The organism is Thiomonas sp. SCN 64-16, assembly GCF_001725585.1.
GTDB lineage: Bacteria > Pseudomonadota > Gammaproteobacteria > Burkholderiales > Burkholderiaceae_C > Thiomonas > Thiomonas arsenitoxydans.
The window spans coordinates 1-16,738 of the sequence record NZ_MEGQ01000058.1 but is presented as its reverse complement, the minus strand read 5'-3'; the positions used below and the strand labels follow the sequence as shown (position 1 = coordinate 16,738).

Genomic DNA, 16,738 nt, shown 5'->3' with positions numbered 1-16,738 from the left:
CGGCGGCCGCAGCGCCGGGTGGAAATCGATCCGCCCGCCGGCTCGCCGCGGTTCGGCCCAAGCGCGCCGCGCGGTAGATCAGCCCCCGCCGGCGGCAGCATCGCCTGCTGGGCGCTTGTTATCCCCCGCCGTGGTGTGCGTGGTCGGCCCCAATCGCACGCACCGAAATTCCTCACCATCCTCCCCCGCCTCACCGCGAACGGCCAGGGTGAGGATGGTGAGGATTCGCGGCCCGTTCCTACGCAGGTGGTGCGAAACCTCGACTTCCCCCCTCTTTGCCAAACTGCATGTCGGCCGCTGAGCACGCCGTGAGTGTCGCAATCGCCTGTGATCACACGCTCCCTAACAAGGGGCAGCCTCGAGCAGCAATCCCAGATTTCTTGTACTTGCGCCGTCGTGGCATGTGTTGGCCTCGCCAGCCCGGAGCCGAAGCCATGCCCCCACCCACGCCGCCCAGACGCCCCGACAGCCCTCTCGCCGGGGTGCCCGGCCTGGGCCCCGCAGCCGACGCCCTGTTCGACCTCCTCGAGGTCACCTGCCAGATTGACGTCCCAGGGCTCGCCGCAGGTGACATCCCGGCTTTGCTCGCCGGCCTCGTCGCGGAGGGCGTCAACGCGCGGGCCAAGCCGGGGTGGGCCGACGTGGCGTTCGCGTGGCGCTGCCCGCGGTCCGACGCCGACCTGGTCCTGTCCGGGAGGCTGAAACTCTCGGCTGCCAAGAAGAGCGGCGTCAGGGCGATCAGCGCCAGCGTGCTGCGGCTGAACCCCCTGGAGTTCCTGCGGTCGCAGGTCACCCCGGTCGGCGGCCCGGGCCTCGGTGGGGGCGGCGGCAACGTCGTCGGGCCGCCCGAGGAGGACCGCCCGCTGCTCCTCGGCCTGCAGCTGCTGACCGTCTCCGACCTGGTCGACGCCTTCCTGGCGGCGGTGGCGCGCGCAGCCGGCTCGCCCGCCCGGGCGAGGCTCTCGCCGCGCCAGGCCGAGCTGTGCCGGGACCTGTGGCGAGACGATGCGCCGAAGCTCGCCCACGCCCTTGCCGGAGGGTCGAACCCGTGGACCCGGGTGGGCCGGGTGCGGCACTACGCCGCCGCCCCCGACACCGAGAGAGACGGCAACTTCGTGACGGTGACGTGGCAGGGTGACGTGGCGGATGCGCCCACCCGCATGAAGTTCTACGCCAAGCGGGCCGACCTGCTGCGGACGGAGGTCTGCTACGACAACGCGGCCGCGATCCGGGCGGCCGGCGCCGGCCTCTCCTCCCAGCCGGCGGCCGACGGCGCGGGGCTTGCGGCGCGGCTTGGGGCGCGATTGCGGGCTGAGTGGCGGGCTGAGTAGCGGGTTGGGCAGCGGGTTGGGCCACTTCGGGCGGGAGCTGGCTGTCGATGTGACGGGCCAAGGCGTCGACGCTGCGGTAGCGCTCCATCAGGTCGCGGAAAGTGATGGGCAGGCGGAAGTCTTTTTTGATCTGCAGCGCAGCCTGGGTGAGGGTGAGCGAATCGAGCCCCAGTTCGACGAAGGCGGCGGTCGGGTCGGTATCGGCCAGCTCGACGCCCGAGCTGTCTTCGAACAGGGCGTTGAGGCGGGAGATGAGCGTCGGCAGGCGAGAGGCGGCTTGGGTCATGGCGGCGGTCGTCGGAATGGGAAGGGAAGGGGCGGAAACTATGGCAGCACTGGCAGGCGATGCGGCGGGCTGGGGGGCGGGTTGCGCGCTGGGCTGCGAGCTGGTTTGGGGCGCCACGGCGGCGTCCAGCCAGTAGCGCTTGCGCTCGAAGGGGTAGGTGGGCAGGAGAATGCGCTGGCGCTTTTCCGCGGCATCGAACCAGGGGATGTCGTGCCCCAGCGTCCAGAGCTGGCCGACCGCGCTGGCGAGTTGGTGCAGTTCGCTGGCGGCGGCGTCGTGCAGGCTGGGCAGGGCGATGGGCGCGGCCTGGCCTGCGCGTGCGTGCTGGCGCACCAGGGTGCTGAGCGAACCGCGCGGGCCGCACTCGATGCAGACCAGGTCGGGCTGGGTGCCCAGCGCCGTCTGCACTGCGCTGGAGAAGCGCACGGTTTCGCGCAGATGCCTTGCCCAGTAAACGGGGTCGGTGGCCTGTTCGGCGCTGAGGGTCTGACCGGTACGGGTGGAGATGATGACGCGCTGCTGGCGGAGTGGAAAGCGTGCGAGGTCTGCAGTGGACGGCTGACGAGGCCTTCGGCGTCAAGCCGGGCCTGCAAGCGGCTGATGGCCTCGAACGAACCGGCCACCACGCTGGCCTGCGGGCCGTTTTCGCCGGCGAGGTCGAGATCGTCCGTGAGATAGGGCTGCAGCGCGCTGGCCGAGAGCCGCACCGACAGCATGGCGCCTGGCGGCTGGGCCTGCATGAGCTGGCCGCGCAAGGCCACCAGGGCGGCGGCGTCTTCGAGCGAGAACACCCCCGCCAGCACGGCGGCGACGAACTCGCCCACGGAGTGGCCGATGAGTACGCTGGGCTCCACTCCGCGCTGCAACCACCATTGCGCCAGGGCGTATTCGATGCAGAAGGTGGCGGGCTGGGTGACGGCGGTGGGCTGCAGCGCGGCCGCATCGCCGCCGAACAGCAGCGCCTTGAGGTCGAACTTGGTGTGCGGCGCAAACGCGGCAAGGGCGGCGTCGAGCGCGTCGTGAAACTCGGGCAGGGAGACGTAAAGGCCGCTGCCCATCGCCGCGTATTGCGCGCCCTGACCGGGAAACAGCAGGGCCAGAGGCGGCGGCGCGGCGGGCGCTTTGCGCCGCGCGCTCAGCGGGGCTTGCGCATCGCGCAGGGCGCGGGCGGCGTCGGCCGCGTCGTCGGCCACCACGATCAGACGGTGGGCAAAAGTCTTGCGGCCCACACGCAGGGTGTAGGCGCAATCGCCCAGCGGGGTTTCGCGCTGAGTGGCGAGATGCGCGGCGAGTTGCTCGGCGGAGGCGGTGAGGGCGCCTTCGCTGCGAGCGGACAGGCGCAGGATGAACGGCCCTTGTGCGGGGCTGCTGGGCGCGCGCAGCGGCGCTTCTTCCAGAATGGCGTGGGCGTTGGTGCCGCCCACGCCCGAACTGTTGACTCCGGCCAGACGCGGCTGTGCGCCGCGCGGCCACGGCGTGAGGCGGTCGTTGACGATGAAGGGAGAATCTTCCAGCCCCAGTTTGGGGTTGGGCGTGTGGAAATGCAGGGTGGCCGGGATGCGCTCGTGCTGCAGCGACAGCGCGGTCTTGATGACCCCGGTGGCGCCGGCGGCGATGACGGTATGGCCGACATTGCTCTTTCCGGAGCCGATGCGGCAGAACTGTGTGCGCTTGGTGGACTGGCGGAAGGCCCGGGTGAGGGCCTGCACCTCCACCGGGTCGCCCAGCGGGGTGGCGGTGCCGTGCGTCTCGATGTAGCTGATGTCTTCGGGTTGCACGTTGGCAGCGGCCAGCGCGGAAGCGGCTACTGCAGCCTGCCCATCCACGCTGGGCGCGGTGAAGCTGGCCTTGCCGCCGCCGTCATTGTTGATGGCGACGCTGCGGATCAGGGCGTGGATGGTGTCGCCATCGGCCAGGGCTGCGCTCAGGGGTTTGAGCAGCACCACGGCGGCGCCGTCGGAAAACACCGTGCCCTGCGCCTGCGCGTCGAAGGTACGGGTATGGCCGTCGGGCGAGAGCATCGAGCCCTCTTGGTAGAGATAGCCGCTGTTGGGCGGGCAGGTGATGGAGCTGCCGCCGGCAAGCGCCATGCCGCACTGCCCGCTGTGCAGGCTGTCCACCGCCTGGCCGATGGCCACCAGCGAGGTGGAGCAGCCGGTATGCACGCTGACCGCCGGGCCGGTGAGATCGAGCCGGTTGGCGGTGCGGGTGGCGATGTAGTCCTTCTCGTTAGCGAGCATGACCTGGAACTCGCCCAGGCGTTGCACCTTGTCGGGATGGGCGCTGACATGGCGCTGAAAATAGGTGGCGTTGTACATGCCGGCAAACACGCCCACGGGCGTGGCGGTCTGGCCCGGCACATGGCCTGCGCGCTCCATGCATTCCCAGCACAGCTCGAGGAACACGCGTTGCTGCGGGTCCATCAGTTCGGCTTCGAGCGGGCTGATGCCGAAGAAGGCGGCATCGAAATCGGCCACGCCCTGCAGCACGCCGCGCGCGGCGACGTAGGCCGGATCGGCGCGCAGCGCGGCGGGAATGGCGGGGTCGAGTTCGTCGGGGCGGAAAAAGCGGATGCCCTCGCGGCCTTCGTCGAGCATGTCCCAGAAGGCCTCCACCGTCGGCGCGTCGGGGAAGCGTCCGGCCATGCCGATGATGGCGATGGGCTCGTCGCGCAGGGTTTCGTCCTGAGATTCACTGCGGTGGGCGGCGGTGAGACGGTTGGCCGCGATGCCGACCTGTCCGCCGATGTGTGCGGCGATGCCGCGCGGCGTCGGATCGCCGAAAAACGCGGCCACGCTGAGTTCGCCGTGTCCACGCTGGCGCAGCGCGGTCAGGGCGCGCAGGACCAGCAGGGAATTGCCGCCGAGGGTGAAGAAATTGTCCGACGGGCTAACGCGATCCAGACCCAGCACCTCGGCGAAGACCGTGGCAACTTCTTGGGTCACCCCGGGTGATTCCGCCGGGGCTGCAGTACCCGCCGTGGCAGCGCGCGTCGGCGCGGGCAGGGCTTTGCGATCGAGCTTGCCGTTGAGGGTGACGGGCAGACGTGCGAGCGCGATCAGGTGCGCGGGGGTCATGTAATCGGGCAGCCGGGCGGCGAGCGCGCGGCGTACCGTGCCGAGATCAAGCGGCGCGCCGCCCTGGGCGACGACATAGCCGACCAGCTGCGGGCCGAGCGCGGGGTCGGTATGCAGGGCGACCGCGCAGGCTTGCACGCCGGGCTGCGCGGCCAGGGCGGCTTCGATTTCGCCGAGCTCGATGCGGTAGCCGCGAATCTTGATCTGGCCATCGACGCGGCCGATGAACTCCAGCGCGCCATCCGAGCGCCAGCGAACCAGATCGCCGGTGCGATAGAGCTTGCCTTGGACATCGAGCGGGTCGGTCACGAAGCGTTCGGCGCTCAGCTCGGCTCGGTTGAGATAGCCCCGAGCGACGCCACGCCCACCCACGCACAGCTCGCCCACCATGCCCCGGGGCAGCAGCGCGCCGGTGGCCGAGCGGATGAGCACATGCGTGTCCTGGATGGGGTGGCCGATGGGGATGGTCAGGGTGTCGGGCGGCAGCGCATGCGGAATGCGATAGGTGGCTGTGAAAGTGGTGCACTCGGTGGGGCCATAACCGTTGATCAGGGCGGTCTGCGGCAGTGCTTCGAGCGCACGGCGAACGTGGGCGACCGACAGGGCTTCACCCCCGGTGAGCAGGTGGCTCAGACCGGTAAACCAGTGGGGATCGTCATCGACGATGGCGTTGAACAGCGCCGCCGTCAGCCAGGCGCTGCGCACCCCGTGACGCGCGATGCTGCGCGCGATGCCGGGGCCGGTGGGAATGGACTCGTCATGCAGCACGCAGCAGCCGCCATTGAGCAGAGGCCCCCAGATTTCGAGCGTGGAGGCATCGAAACCCAGCGGCGCGGCGTGCAGCATGACGGTCGAGGCGTCGAGCGGCATAAACGTGGCATCGACCACCAGGCGCAGGATGGCGCGGTGCGCAATGGTGATGCCCTTGGGTTCTCCGGTGGATCCGGAGGTGTACATCACATAGGCCAGCGCGTCGGGCGCGCTCGGCACGTCGCCGCTCAGCTGCGGCGCGCTGGCGTTGCCGAGCAGGTCTTGGGGATCGAGGGTCTGTAGCTTGGCTGGAAACAGCGCAGCGGTATCGGGCTGGACCAGGGCGAGCCGCGCTCCCGCGTCTTGCACCATGAAGGCCACGCGCTCCGGGGGGAATTTCGGGTCGATAGGCAGATAGACGGCCCCGATCATCAGCATGCCGAGCACCGAGGCGATGGCGACTGGCGATCGATCAAGACAGAGCGCGACGACATCGCCCGGTGCCACGCCCTGCGTCTGCAGCGCGGCCGCCACGGCCCGGGCTTGGGCGTTGAGTTGGGCGTAGCTCCATTGCCCGTCATGCCAGCGCACGGCGGTCGCCTCAGGGTGCCGGGCTTGCATCTCGCTGAAGCGGGCCTGCACGCTGGGGCTGGCGGGGGCTGCGCGGAAGTCGGGGTTAAGCGCCAGGAGTTCGGCGTACTGGTCGTCGTCGAGCAGCGCGATCTGCTCGACGCGCTGGGTCGGATCGGCTTGGAGAGCGCGCGCCACGATGTCGATGGTGTGGAGCAACGACCGGACGAATTCTTCGGGGTAAAGCCCGGAGGAGAGGATCTGCAGGGCGTGCTGTTGCGGTTCGAGAGTCAGAATGAGTGCGGAGGGATGGCGGCTGGCCGCGTCGCCTTCCGCGGCTGGATCAGCGAGCCAGACCAGATCGACCGCTTCCGGCACTGGTGGGGCGGAACGCTCGGAGAGTTCATCACCCGCACGCTCGATGACGCGCAGGCCTGCCTCATCTGGCAAGGCGGCCAGGAGAAAGGGCGCGGCTTGCCGCGACAGCACCAGCAGACCTGCGCCCGGGCCGCACAGCCGTTGCAGTGTGATGGCCGCTGCGGCCATCGCGATTTCAGAGGGTAGGCCGCCCCGTGTTGGCAGATCGAGACGAAAGGGTTTGCGCAGCGATTCCGGGACGATTGCCGTCAAATCGTCTAGCCGGGAATGAGGACTGCCGTTGTTTGAAGGGCTGTGCATGATTTCCACCAAGAATGGAAACGCTGCGCGAACCCCCCGTTCGACAGGCTTTTCCATAGGAGGATATTGCACTGCGCCAGAGCCCGCTTGCCTAGTACCCAAGCAGGGGAGGGCGAGAAATCAATCACGGTAGGCGTGAATTTTCCACCTGAAAGGCAAAAAAGAAGGTCAAAAAAACGCCCCAAGACCTGAGCGAGCCTTGGGGCGCGGTGCAGGATATCGCGAGAGATCAATAGGCGTAGTACCCGTAGGGCGACCCGGCCTTTGGCCCGCGGCTCTGGTTGAGCAGGGTGAAGACCATGGGATGATCTTGCAGCAGGCTGAGTGACTGCTGCACCGTGCCTTGATGGGTGCGTCCGGCCTGCACGACGAAAAGAATCTGCCCGGCGTGCAAAGACAGCGCGCGCGCTTCGGCGGAGGGCAGTAGCGGCGGTGCGTCGAGAATGATGACCCGGTCGCGGTAGCGGTGCGCCATTTCTTCGAGCAGCAGGTCCATGGTGGCGCTGGCAAACAGCTCGGTGGCTTGCGCGTTGGGTGTGCCCACGGGCAGCAAGGCGAGCTTAGGCACGTTGGTTGCGAGGATGAGATCGGACAGATCTAGCTCGGGGTTGAGCAGTTTGTCGATCAAACCCTGCGCCGGGGGAATGCCCAGGCGTTCGAGCAGGCTGCTGCGCGAAGGATCGGCGTCGACCAGCAGCACCGTGTGGTTCAGCTCGGCGGCGATGCTCATGGCGAGGTTGGCCGCCACGAAGGTCTTGCCTTCGCCCGGCAGCGAACTGGTGACCATGATGAGATTGGGCCGGTCGATCTTGGCCGAGGCGGCCCCGGTGACGTTGGCAAGCAGCGGCCGCTTGACCACGCGGAACTCATCGACCAGCAGCGAGCGGGTGGCGTGCGGCACGATATAGCCCTGAGCCGCCAGCTTGTTCAGGTCGATCTCGACCTGCTTCGAGCGCGTGCCCATGTCTTGTGGCTTCGCCGTGTGTTTGGCGGCCTCGGTCGGCTGGGTTGGGGCGGTATGGGGTTGCGTAATCGCGGCGCCAGCGGGCGCGGTTGCGAAAGGTGAGGGCGAGGGTGCAGTTGGGGCGACTTCAGCGGCGGATTCGGGCTTCCAGAGGACATCGACTCCGGCGCTGCGGAGTTCCTCGAGACGCTTGACGGCTTGTTCAATGGTGCTCATGGTGTTTCCTTAAACGCCGGGCTGCCGCGTGAAATGGGCCCAGATGGCCCAGAGCAGCCCGATCAGCACGAGTCCGGCGATACCCAGCGCGAGATTCATATTGTTCCGTTTGTCGTGGCTGAGAATTTCGGGCGAGTTCAGCAGGGAGATGCTGCCGAGCACGGGGCGGTCGATGGTTTCGCGCAGATGACGCGGGCTGTGATAGGTCGGCATGATCTGCGAGACGATGAAACTTGCCGCCACTCCGCAGGCCAGTGCAAAAAACACCAGCAGAGCAATGAGCATGGGCTTGCTCGGGAACAGCGGACGCTGCTCCACACGCGGGGGATCGACCACGCGGAACACGGCAAGCTGCGAGGAGGCATCGACGCTTTGCGTCAGCCCGGCAGACTGACGTCGCGCCACCAGATCGTCGTAGCTCTTGCGAATGACGTCGTAGCCGCGCATGAGTTCGGCATATTGCTGGTCGAGCGCGGGCATTTTGTTGGCCTGACTGCGCAGCTCGGCCAACCGTGCCTGAGCCTCGCCCACCTGGGCTTGAAGCGAGGCCACGTTGGCGTCGGCCTGTGCGACCTGCACGCGCAGCTGCTGGTAGGCCGGGTTGGCGGTGCTGATGGTGTTGGCAGCCATCGGCGCTTGTTCAGCGGCTTGCGCGGGATGTTCCGCGGCGGCCTTCAAGCGTGATTTTCTTTCCGCTTCCAGCCGGGCCAGGGTTTGGCGCGCCGAAATGACATCGGGATAGTCGTTGGTGTAGCGCTGCAACAGATCGTCGAGCCGCGCGCGCTGCTCCTGAATGCGCCGGTCCACATCGAGCACGGACGCAGGAACGCCGGGCGCCGCGGGGCCAGCGGCGGCTGCCATATAGGGCGATGTCACGCTGATGGTGGGAGATTCCCCGCGCATCTGGCCGCTGATGGCATTGCGCGCGGCAATCGCGGCACTGAGCTGGCCCTGAAGCTGGGAGAGTTGGTCGGAGGCCTGGTTGACTCGGGTGTAGTAGTCGACGTTCGCCGCACCGGAATAGCCGGGATGCTGGGTCTTGAAGTCTTTGAGCTTTTGTTCGGCGGCACTGAGCTGGCGGCCATAGTCGGCGACCTGGGTATCGAGAAAGTTGAGCGCCTGCTGGGTGTCTTGCTGCTTGCCGCCAATGCCCGAGGTGAGGAACATGTTCACCAGATCTTTGACGACGCCGAGCGCAACCTGCGGATCGCTGTTGACGTAGCTGACGCTGTAGAGATTCTCCCGCGCGTTGATGCCGAGCTTGATGCTCTTGAGAAGTTGATCGACGGTGCGGTTGACCGATTCGGGCTGACCGTCATCGACCGCGAGATGCTTTTCACGCACCAGCCGCTCCAGATTGGGGCGGGCGAGCAAGGTGCGGGCCACCATGGCGACCTGATCGTCGATATTGGGCTGCACGGTCAGGCCTTGCATCAGCGGTTTGAGCAGGGTTTGCGTGTCCACATAAACGCGCGCTGACGCCATATACCGCTCGTGGAACATGGCCACGCCGATACCGCCCAGCGCCATGATGACCCACGCGGTGAGCAGTCCGACCCAGCGCCTGTCCCACATGCCGGGCAGGAGGTTGAACAGGGGACGTAGTAAATCGTTCATGATGTAGCTTTTCAGAGTGAGGTGCAGCTGTGGACTCGTGGCGTCATGTGCGTTATGCCTGGGTCTCCAGGGTTTCGAGCACCTGGTTTTCCCACTGTGTCATCAGCCAGGTTTCAAGCGCCTGAGCGATGCGCTCGGAGGCTTTGCCATCGTCCTCGAACGGGTTGGGACGGGCTTTTTTGTCGCCTTCCAGAATGTCACCCATGGCCTGGAAGATGCGACGAAAATCTCGTCCGACGAGCTGGTTGCTGCCCTGCTTGAGGGTTTGGGTGCGGGCGCAGTAGTCTTGCAGGGTCAGGCAGGGGATGGCGAGATAGGAGCTGGCATCCTGCAGATTGGCGCGGTCTGTCAACAGGCAGGTGGCCTTGCTGAGCAGGGCCAGCGTCTGCCCGAAAGGCTGTTCGGGCACGCAGGCCACGCGCGAACCTCGCAGGGAGTTGCTCAAACCGTATTGCAGCAGGCGGCTGTGCAGGGCGGTCGGCATCGGCCAGATGACAGGAAGGATGCGGCTCAGGCGCTTGGCGTTGGCCAGCATGTCGATCATCTTGTCGCGCGAAGTCGCCCATTCAGCGTCTTCGAGCAGTAGCAGCGCATAGCCCTGGGGGTTGGAGAGATAGGTCTTGGGCACCCCGATTTCCGTGGCGAACAGCTTGGGGTCTGGTGCACTGGCCAGGCCCTGCACGACGGCATCGATCCGCAGGTTGCCCACCACGCGGATGGATGCGGGAGGGATGCCGTCATGCGTCAGCGTATCGGCGCAGCCCGTCCCCAGGGTCAGATGCAGATCGGTCAGTTGATCAATGACGATGCGGTCGATTTCTTGCGTATCGGCACGCTGGCCATGACGCAGGCCGGACTCGATATGCGCGTGCGAGATCTTTTGGCGCTGGGCCATCAGGCCGGCCGCAAGGGCGGCATCGCTGTCTGCGAACGTGAGCACCGCGGCGGGTCGGTAGGTGGTGAAAATCTGATCGAGCCAATTCACCCAGACCGCAAGACTGGGCCGCTCATCCTGCGCGTCAGGCAGCAGGGCGAGATCGATTTCGGCCAGTGCCGGGTCGTTGGCGATGGCGGAAGAAGACAGTTGTTCCAGCCCGACCAGCACGGGTTGGGGCAAGCCGGAATAGGCCCGCATCTTTTGCATCAGCGGGTGCAGGGCGATGCGATCTTGCAGGGTTTGGGCGATGCACAGCAGCGGGCCGGGTTCGCCCGGTTTGGGTGGCGCAGGTGCGCGGGTGAGGGCTTCGGCGACATCGCGCAAAACGGGCAGACTCGAAGCAGCGTCCGTCTGGATGGGCGGCTCAGGTGCGGCGGGAGCGGTTCGCTGTACCGGCGCGGTGATGGTGGGGGCCTGCGGTTCGGTTGGATCGGCAGGGCGCAGCAGGCCGCCGATCTCCTCGCGAATTTCGCGGGCCACGGTGTCGACGCGCGCAGCGTCGATCTGGTCGGTGTTGTCGAGAAAGGCCGAGAGCAGCAGACGATTGCACAACATATTGATACGCCGCGGCAGCCCGCCCGTCCAGTCGTGTACCGAGGCGAAAGCGGCATCATCGAATTGCGGCCGCCCCGTCCAGCCGACTCGCTTGAGGCGGTGGATGATGTAGGCGCGGGTTTCGTCCGAGTCCATCGGGCCGATGTGACAACTGGCGATGATGCGCTGACGCAGTTGCTCCAGATTGGGTGCGCGCAGCACCTCGCGCAGTTCAGGTTGCCCGACGAGATAGCTTTGCAGCAGCGCGCGGTTGCCATACTGAAAGTTGGACAGCATGCGCAACTCTTCAATGGCCGCCGCATTCAGGTTCTGCGCTTCGTCGATGACCAGCAGGGCACGACGGTTCTGCAGCATCAGGGTGGTGAAATGCGCTTCGAGCGTGGCCAGCAACTCGGCCTTGGACGCATTTTTGGACGGCACGCCAAAGGCGTTGGCCACCGCGCGCAGCAAATCTTCGGCTTCGAGTTGGGTGCTGACGATCTGGGCCGCGGCGACCTTGGTCGGATCAAGCTCATTGAGAAGCGCGCGCACCAGGGTGGTTTTGCCCGCGCCGATCTCTCCGGTGACGATGATGAACCCTTCGCCCTGCATGGCGCCAAAGCGCAGATATTGGTGGGCGTAGTTGTGTCCCTTGCTCTCGAACAGAAAGCTGGGGTCTGGGTTGAGCTGGAAGGGCGGGGCGCTCAGGCCGAAGTGCGCTGCGTACATGAGCCTGATTCAGAACTGATGGGTGACACCGGCGTAAACCGCCGATTCGTTTGCGCTGAGGATGCCGCTATTGGCGGTATCGAGCAGTTGCCTGCGTGCGCCGAGAACCAGGATGGTCTGCGGGGAAAGGCGCCGACTGAGTTGCACGATGAATGTGGTCTGGCGGGTGCTGACCCCTTCATTGGGACCAAACCCTGTGCTCAAAGCACGCAGCAGGCCGACGTTCAGACTCATCACCGGGGTGAGGCGCCGTCCGTAGCTCAGGCCGATACCGTTTTGAATATAGTCAGCCGAGGCAAGCAGCAGATTGTTCAAAGGGGGTGAGCCGGGCAGGATCAGGTCTTGCGTTTTGGTGTGAAACACCGAGACGGTGTAACTGTTGCGCTGCGCGAGCAAGACTCCGGTCAAGGTCAGGGTGTCTTGCAGGGTGGCAGACTGGGTGTAATAGTTGACAGCGTTGGGCAGGGTGGCGGGCAGACCGGTGACGGCCAGCAGGTTTTGCACCGCCTGCGCACGAGCGGCAGGGTCGGGGTACTGCGAGGCGAGCATGCCACCCAGCAGGGTGGACAAACTCACCCCCGACGGAATGGTCTGCAGCGAAGCGAGGTAGGACGAGGGCGCCCGGTTCCAGTTCAGGCGCAGACTCAGGCGCTGAATCTGCTGCGAGGCGCTGATATCCCAGCCCGTGCCGAAAAACCGCCGCTCCACCACGCCGTCGAAGCGGGTGAAGACATTGGGTCGCCAGTTGAGCTGCGCGCCGTAGATGCTGTGCCCCAGGCTTGCATAGCCCGTGGAGTAATGCTCATAGCCGCCAATCAGTCCGCCTTCGAAATGCGGCGTGAAGGCATAAAGAACCCGGGCACGCGCGATTTCGTCACGCACGGCAAGCGATCCGCTGTCGGTGTAAACCGTTTCTTCTTGCTTGGCATCAAGGCCCCAGCCCAGGGGGGTGGGACGTCGATCCAGGCGGATGCTCTGCTTCCCATAGCGACCGTTGCTCAAAGCGGCGCCGGTTTGATTGCCGCTGATGCGGGTCCAGACGTTTTCGCTGCGCGCCTGCAACCGGAGATCATCGTTGAAACGATGGTCGATGTATGGGCTGAGGCTGTATTGGGTGGTGGTGTAGGTTGCGGTGCCGGTGGATTGGGCCGGGATGGTGAGCAACGCGTTTTGTTGCGAGTTGATGCCGGCATCGAAATACAGCCATTGATCGACCAGCCTGGCATTCAGGCCCAAAGTGCCGGAGGGCAGGACCGTGTTGCTGTAGCTACTGCGAGCGTAATACTGGGCATTGAGCGCAAAGTTGCCGAAAGTGCGCAAGTCGGGCCCGAGGGTTTGAAACGCAATGCCCGGGGTGATGCTGAAGATGGTGTCGGAGCGCGCGGGGTTGTTCGAGCCGAAATAGACATTGCTGGTCTGCACGACCGACATGCCCACAGAGGGCTGGACGAAGTTGCCGCGCGCTGGGAGCGGTGCACTGGCCGTTCCCAGCGGTGTCAGCAGCCCACCCTGCGTTTCGCCGCCTTCGAGCTGCTGAGGCAGCGCCACGCCGCCGGGTGCGGCGAGATTGAGCCCGGGAATGGCCTGCGCACAAGCCGATCCCGCCTGCAGAAGACAGAAGGCCAGCGGGGTCAGCGCGAACAAGACTTTGCGGCTAGAGGTCTGCATGGGGCGGGATTCGGATGGGGTGAATGAAAGCAGAGTCAAGGTCAGAACATGCTCTGCGGGATGATGATGACATCGCCCGGCTCCACCGGGACATTGGCCGACATTTCACCGCGCTTGAGCAGGTTGCCCAGCTTGATGCTGTAGGTTTTGCCATGGCGCTCCAGCACAGCGGCATTGCCATCGGCAAACTCGGTCAGGCCACCGGCGGCGATCATTACGTCGAGCAAGGTCATGTTTTCGCGGTAGGGAATGGCGATGGGGCGCACGGCCTGACCGACGATACGGATCTGCTGGCTGTACGGTCCATGAAACCCGGTCACGACCACGGACACCACCGGATCGCGGACATACTTCGACAGCCGCGCCTCGATTTCCTGGCCGATTTCGCCCGGCGTCTTGCCGGCCGCCTGAACGTCGGGCGCCAGCGGAGTGGAGATTTTGCCGTCCGGACGGACCTGGATGGACATAGACAAATCTGGGTTACGCCAGACGTTGATATTGAGCGTGTCGCCAGCGCCCACCTTGTAGTGATAGGCGCCCTGGGTGATTTTTCCCGGCGCGGGCGGGTAGTTGTTCGCGGCGCAGGCGCCAAGCAGGAGGGCTGCCATAGAGGCTGCGGCCATGCGCCAAAGACTGAATCGGGAATTGCGGATCAACATGCTCGACCTCTGTAATGTCGGAGAAAGGATAAAAACGACGAAATTGTGGATGGGCAGTGTAGGAGGTTCAAGCCCTCATTTGATCGGTTTTGTGGTGAGTTTGCCTGTGAAATATCTCACGTCTGCCTCGGGAATCACGGGCATCCCCCTCGAATGGGCGCACTGCGCTGAGAGGGGGCGAATCCACCAAGCTGTTTATCCTGCCCGAACGCGGGGGATTAAAACGACGACGCCCGGGACAGGCCCGGGCGTCGTCATGACAGCCGCACAGGGCGGCTGGCTGCTGCTTTGATTTACTGTGGCAGGCCGACCGTCGGATTGCCGAGGTTGGTCCACTCGATCATCGAGCCTGTGTAGAGCTTGGAGTTCTTGTTGCCCAGAATCTCGTGGGAGACGAACCAGGCACCAGAGGCCAGGTGGCCGGTGTTGCAGTAGGTGATGGTCTGCGCGTCGGGCTGGATATTGAACTCGGCGTAGATCTTCTTGTAATCGTCGGCGCTCATGAATTCATGTGCGGCGCCAACCGGCTTGACGATGGCGTCAGTCGGGAAGGAGCGCGCACCCGGCAAGTGACCGGCGGTCTTGTTGATCGGCTTTTTCACAATGCCCAGGAACTGGGCAGTCGGGCGGGCATCGATGAACTGATCCTTGCCCCCTTGCAGACCTTCCTTGACTTGCTGCATCGAGGCCAGAATGGCCTTGTCTTCAGCGCCGGCGGCCCAGTCGCCCTTGGTCGGCGTTACCTTGTCGGTCGAGACGGGATAGCCGGCCTGAATCCAGGCGTTGACCCCGCCGTTGAGGATGGCGAGTTTGTCGCGCGGCTCACCGAAGTAGCGCAGCTGGAAGTACAGGCGGGTGGCCATGTCCATGGAGTCGACGCTCTCGCCGGTGGGCACGATCACGATGGGCTTGTCGGTCTTGTTCAGGCCCGAGTCGTCCATGACCTTGGTGAAGTACTCGGCGGTCGGCAGCTGGGCCTTGATCTTGACACCGTCCACCGTGCGTTCCTGGCGGATCTTGCCGAAGTCCACCGGAATGGCGCCTTCGATGTGCCCGCCGGTTTTCACCAGGGTCTTGACCTTGGTCTTGGGATCGACCTCGAATTTCGGCGCTTCGGTGAAGGTCTTGGGCTCGTCACGGATGTCGATAATGGTGACCGCGTCTTTATTGGCATTCAGCCATTGGGGGGTGACCAGCGGGCCGGGCAGCGTAGCTGCACCGGCGGTTTGCGCCGCGGCTACAGCGATGATGCTCATGCCGATCAGGTGTTTCAGTTTCATGTTGGCTCCTCGTTTGGATTGGTGTAACTGCATTTCAGGGCGTGTACCCGCCCGACTCTACCTACTCAGGGCGCATCTCCGCCCAACTCCTCCAACGCAAAAATCTGCGTCGAAAAATCAATACGGCACTGGCTCAGGATATGCGTGCGTCGGTCTTCGAGCAACTGGGTGCGCCCCCGCGCCTGCAGCGCCTTGACGCGCGCGTCGCGCATGTGGGCGATCAGATCGATCTGCGGTCGAAAAAAGGCGAACACGGCATCCAGCCACTGTCCGACCCTGTGCGGCTTGGCATCTTTGAGCGTGGTCTGGCGCGCCAGGGTGCAGACGCGCTCGGCATCTTCCCAGCATTCGGCCGTGACCCATTGGTTGGTCGTGAATACGCGCAATGGCATGCCACGCGCATCGACCGACAAGCCCGCGATATGTGTGTAGCGCTGGTCGGACGGGCACTCGGCACGGTCGTTGGGAGCAAAGACATGGAAATGACCATGCTCTGCCGACATTCGTTGGCTCGCTGCATGGGCGTGGTAATAAAACAAAGCCCCGGTGCGGCTTTTTGCATCGCGCTGCGGATAGTGCTCCCACTCGACATACGCGGCATTCCCAATGATTTCGGAGATCACCGTTTTGCCCTGTTGCAGCAGCGACTGCGTGGCTTCAAGCGCCTTGAGACCGTAGGCATACAGATCGCTTCGCTCTTGCGGAGGCAATGCGCGCAAAAGATCGGCGGTAAAGCGTCGACCTTTGGGCGCGTGGCCAGACAACAGGGAAGAGGACTGGAGCATGGATAAACATGACGCAGTGCAGAGACTGCGCCATGTGTTCAAGTCAGCTTATTTGGACGGAGCGCAAGGATTGCTACTCTTGGAAGGAGCGCAAGGATTGCTGCTCTTCTTTTCCATTTTTTTGTCCATCTTCTTGGACGGAGCGCAAGGATTGCTTGGTGCGCAGGGATTGCTCGCAGCCTGTGCAACGCCGGTGGCGGACAGGCTAGACAGGGCCTGCGGCATGGGCGCGATTACAGCCGCAGCAAGGGCCAGGGCGGGAAGAGCTTGCGAGAGTTTGATGCGGGCTTTAGCCATGTGGAACTCCTGATGAGTGGTTGAAAAAATCCAGGGCAACTGCTTGCGGCCCTGCGGACTATCAACGTGTGTGCAGGGCCGTGCGCTGACAGCGCAATGCGATTTAGCTGTTTTGCGGTGCAAACGAGCCGGAAGATTTGTTGCTGGTCTTGCGCGCAGAGGCATTGGTTCGGGTGAGGTAGCCCACAACTACGAGCACGGCGAACAGCAGACCCCAGACAGCCCAGGCAGGAAGGTGCAGTAACTGCGGCAAGGTCAGTCCATCTGGGCCGACCTGCTTCCAGGCCCAGCCCTCGATAGAACTGAACACGGAGTTGAAACCCAGGGTGCCGATGCCGATGCCCAGCAGAAAAATCAAGC

Annotated in this window: 10 protein-coding genes and 2 pseudogenes; 1 reads left to right on the top strand and 11 read right to left on the bottom strand. The window is 64.9% G+C overall.

The genetic code is table 11. From position 1 onward, the window contains the following. The first annotated feature begins 434 nt into the window (after positions 1-434). Positions 435-1,331 carry a hypothetical protein gene (locus ABT24_RS13585; protein ID WP_286738045.1) on the top strand — a complete coding sequence of 299 codons (897 nt, stop codon included), beginning with the start codon at positions 435-437 and terminating at the stop codon, positions 1,329-1,331. 106 nt (positions 1,332-1,437) lie between these two features. Here ABT24_RS13585 and ABT24_RS13580 read toward each other — a convergent pair. The 11 genes and pseudogenes from ABT24_RS13580 to ABT24_RS13530 form a co-directional block, all read right to left on the bottom strand. Continuing rightward, positions 1,438-1,617, bottom strand: a pseudogene (locus tag ABT24_RS13580) (acyl carrier protein); the annotation flags it as partial. A 38-nt stretch (positions 1,618-1,655) separates the two neighbouring features. Then, a complete protein-coding gene (locus ABT24_RS13575) occupies positions 1,656-6,692 on the bottom strand; it encodes a polyketide synthase (RefSeq protein WP_286738044.1) in 5,037 nt (1,678 codons plus the stop codon). A 229-nt stretch (positions 6,693-6,921) separates the two neighbouring features. Beyond that, positions 6,922-7,872, bottom strand: a complete 951-nt coding sequence (locus ABT24_RS13570) for an XrtA-associated tyrosine autokinase (protein ID WP_276730691.1) — start codon at positions 7,870-7,872, stop codon at positions 6,922-6,924. 9 nt (positions 7,873-7,881) lie between these two features. Next, the gene (locus ABT24_RS13565) at positions 7,882-9,489 is read right to left on the bottom strand and encodes an XrtA system polysaccharide chain length determinant (protein WP_276730688.1); all 1,608 of its coding nucleotides are present in this window, start codon (positions 9,487-9,489) and stop codon (positions 7,882-7,884) included. Positions 9,490-9,541: 52 nt separating this feature from the next. Continuing rightward, entirely contained in the window at positions 9,542-11,689 is a 2,148-nt protein-coding gene (locus ABT24_RS13560) for an XrtA/PEP-CTERM system-associated ATPase (protein WP_276730687.1), read from the bottom strand. A gap of 9 nt (positions 11,690-11,698) precedes the next feature. Continuing rightward, the gene (locus ABT24_RS13555; protein WP_276730684.1) at positions 11,699-13,357 is read right to left on the bottom strand and encodes a TIGR03016 family PEP-CTERM system-associated outer membrane protein; all 1,659 of its coding nucleotides are present in this window, start codon (positions 13,355-13,357) and stop codon (positions 11,699-11,701) included. 41 nt (positions 13,358-13,398) lie between these two features. Further along, positions 13,399-14,016 (bottom strand): XrtA/PEP-CTERM system exopolysaccharide export protein, encoded by a 618-nt coding sequence (locus ABT24_RS13550; protein WP_276730681.1) that lies wholly within the window; start codon positions 14,014-14,016, stop codon positions 13,399-13,401. Between the two features lie 293 nt (positions 14,017-14,309). Continuing rightward, positions 14,310-15,296: a sulfurtransferase gene (locus tag ABT24_RS13545; protein WP_013123659.1), complete on the bottom strand. Its 987-nt coding sequence runs from the start codon at positions 15,294-15,296 to the stop codon at positions 14,310-14,312. Positions 15,297-15,361: 65 nt separating this feature from the next. Next, positions 15,362-16,081, bottom strand: a complete 720-nt coding sequence (locus ABT24_RS13540; protein WP_276730677.1) for a DUF6969 family protein — start codon at positions 16,079-16,081, stop codon at positions 15,362-15,364. 48 nt (positions 16,082-16,129) lie between these two features. Beyond that, positions 16,130-16,378, bottom strand: coding sequence for a hypothetical protein (locus tag ABT24_RS13535; RefSeq protein ID WP_013106337.1), 249 nt, complete (start codon positions 16,376-16,378; stop codon positions 16,130-16,132). A gap of 103 nt (positions 16,379-16,481) precedes the next feature. Further along, positions 16,482-16,738 (bottom strand): annotated as a pseudogene (locus ABT24_RS13530) (transporter); the annotation flags it as partial.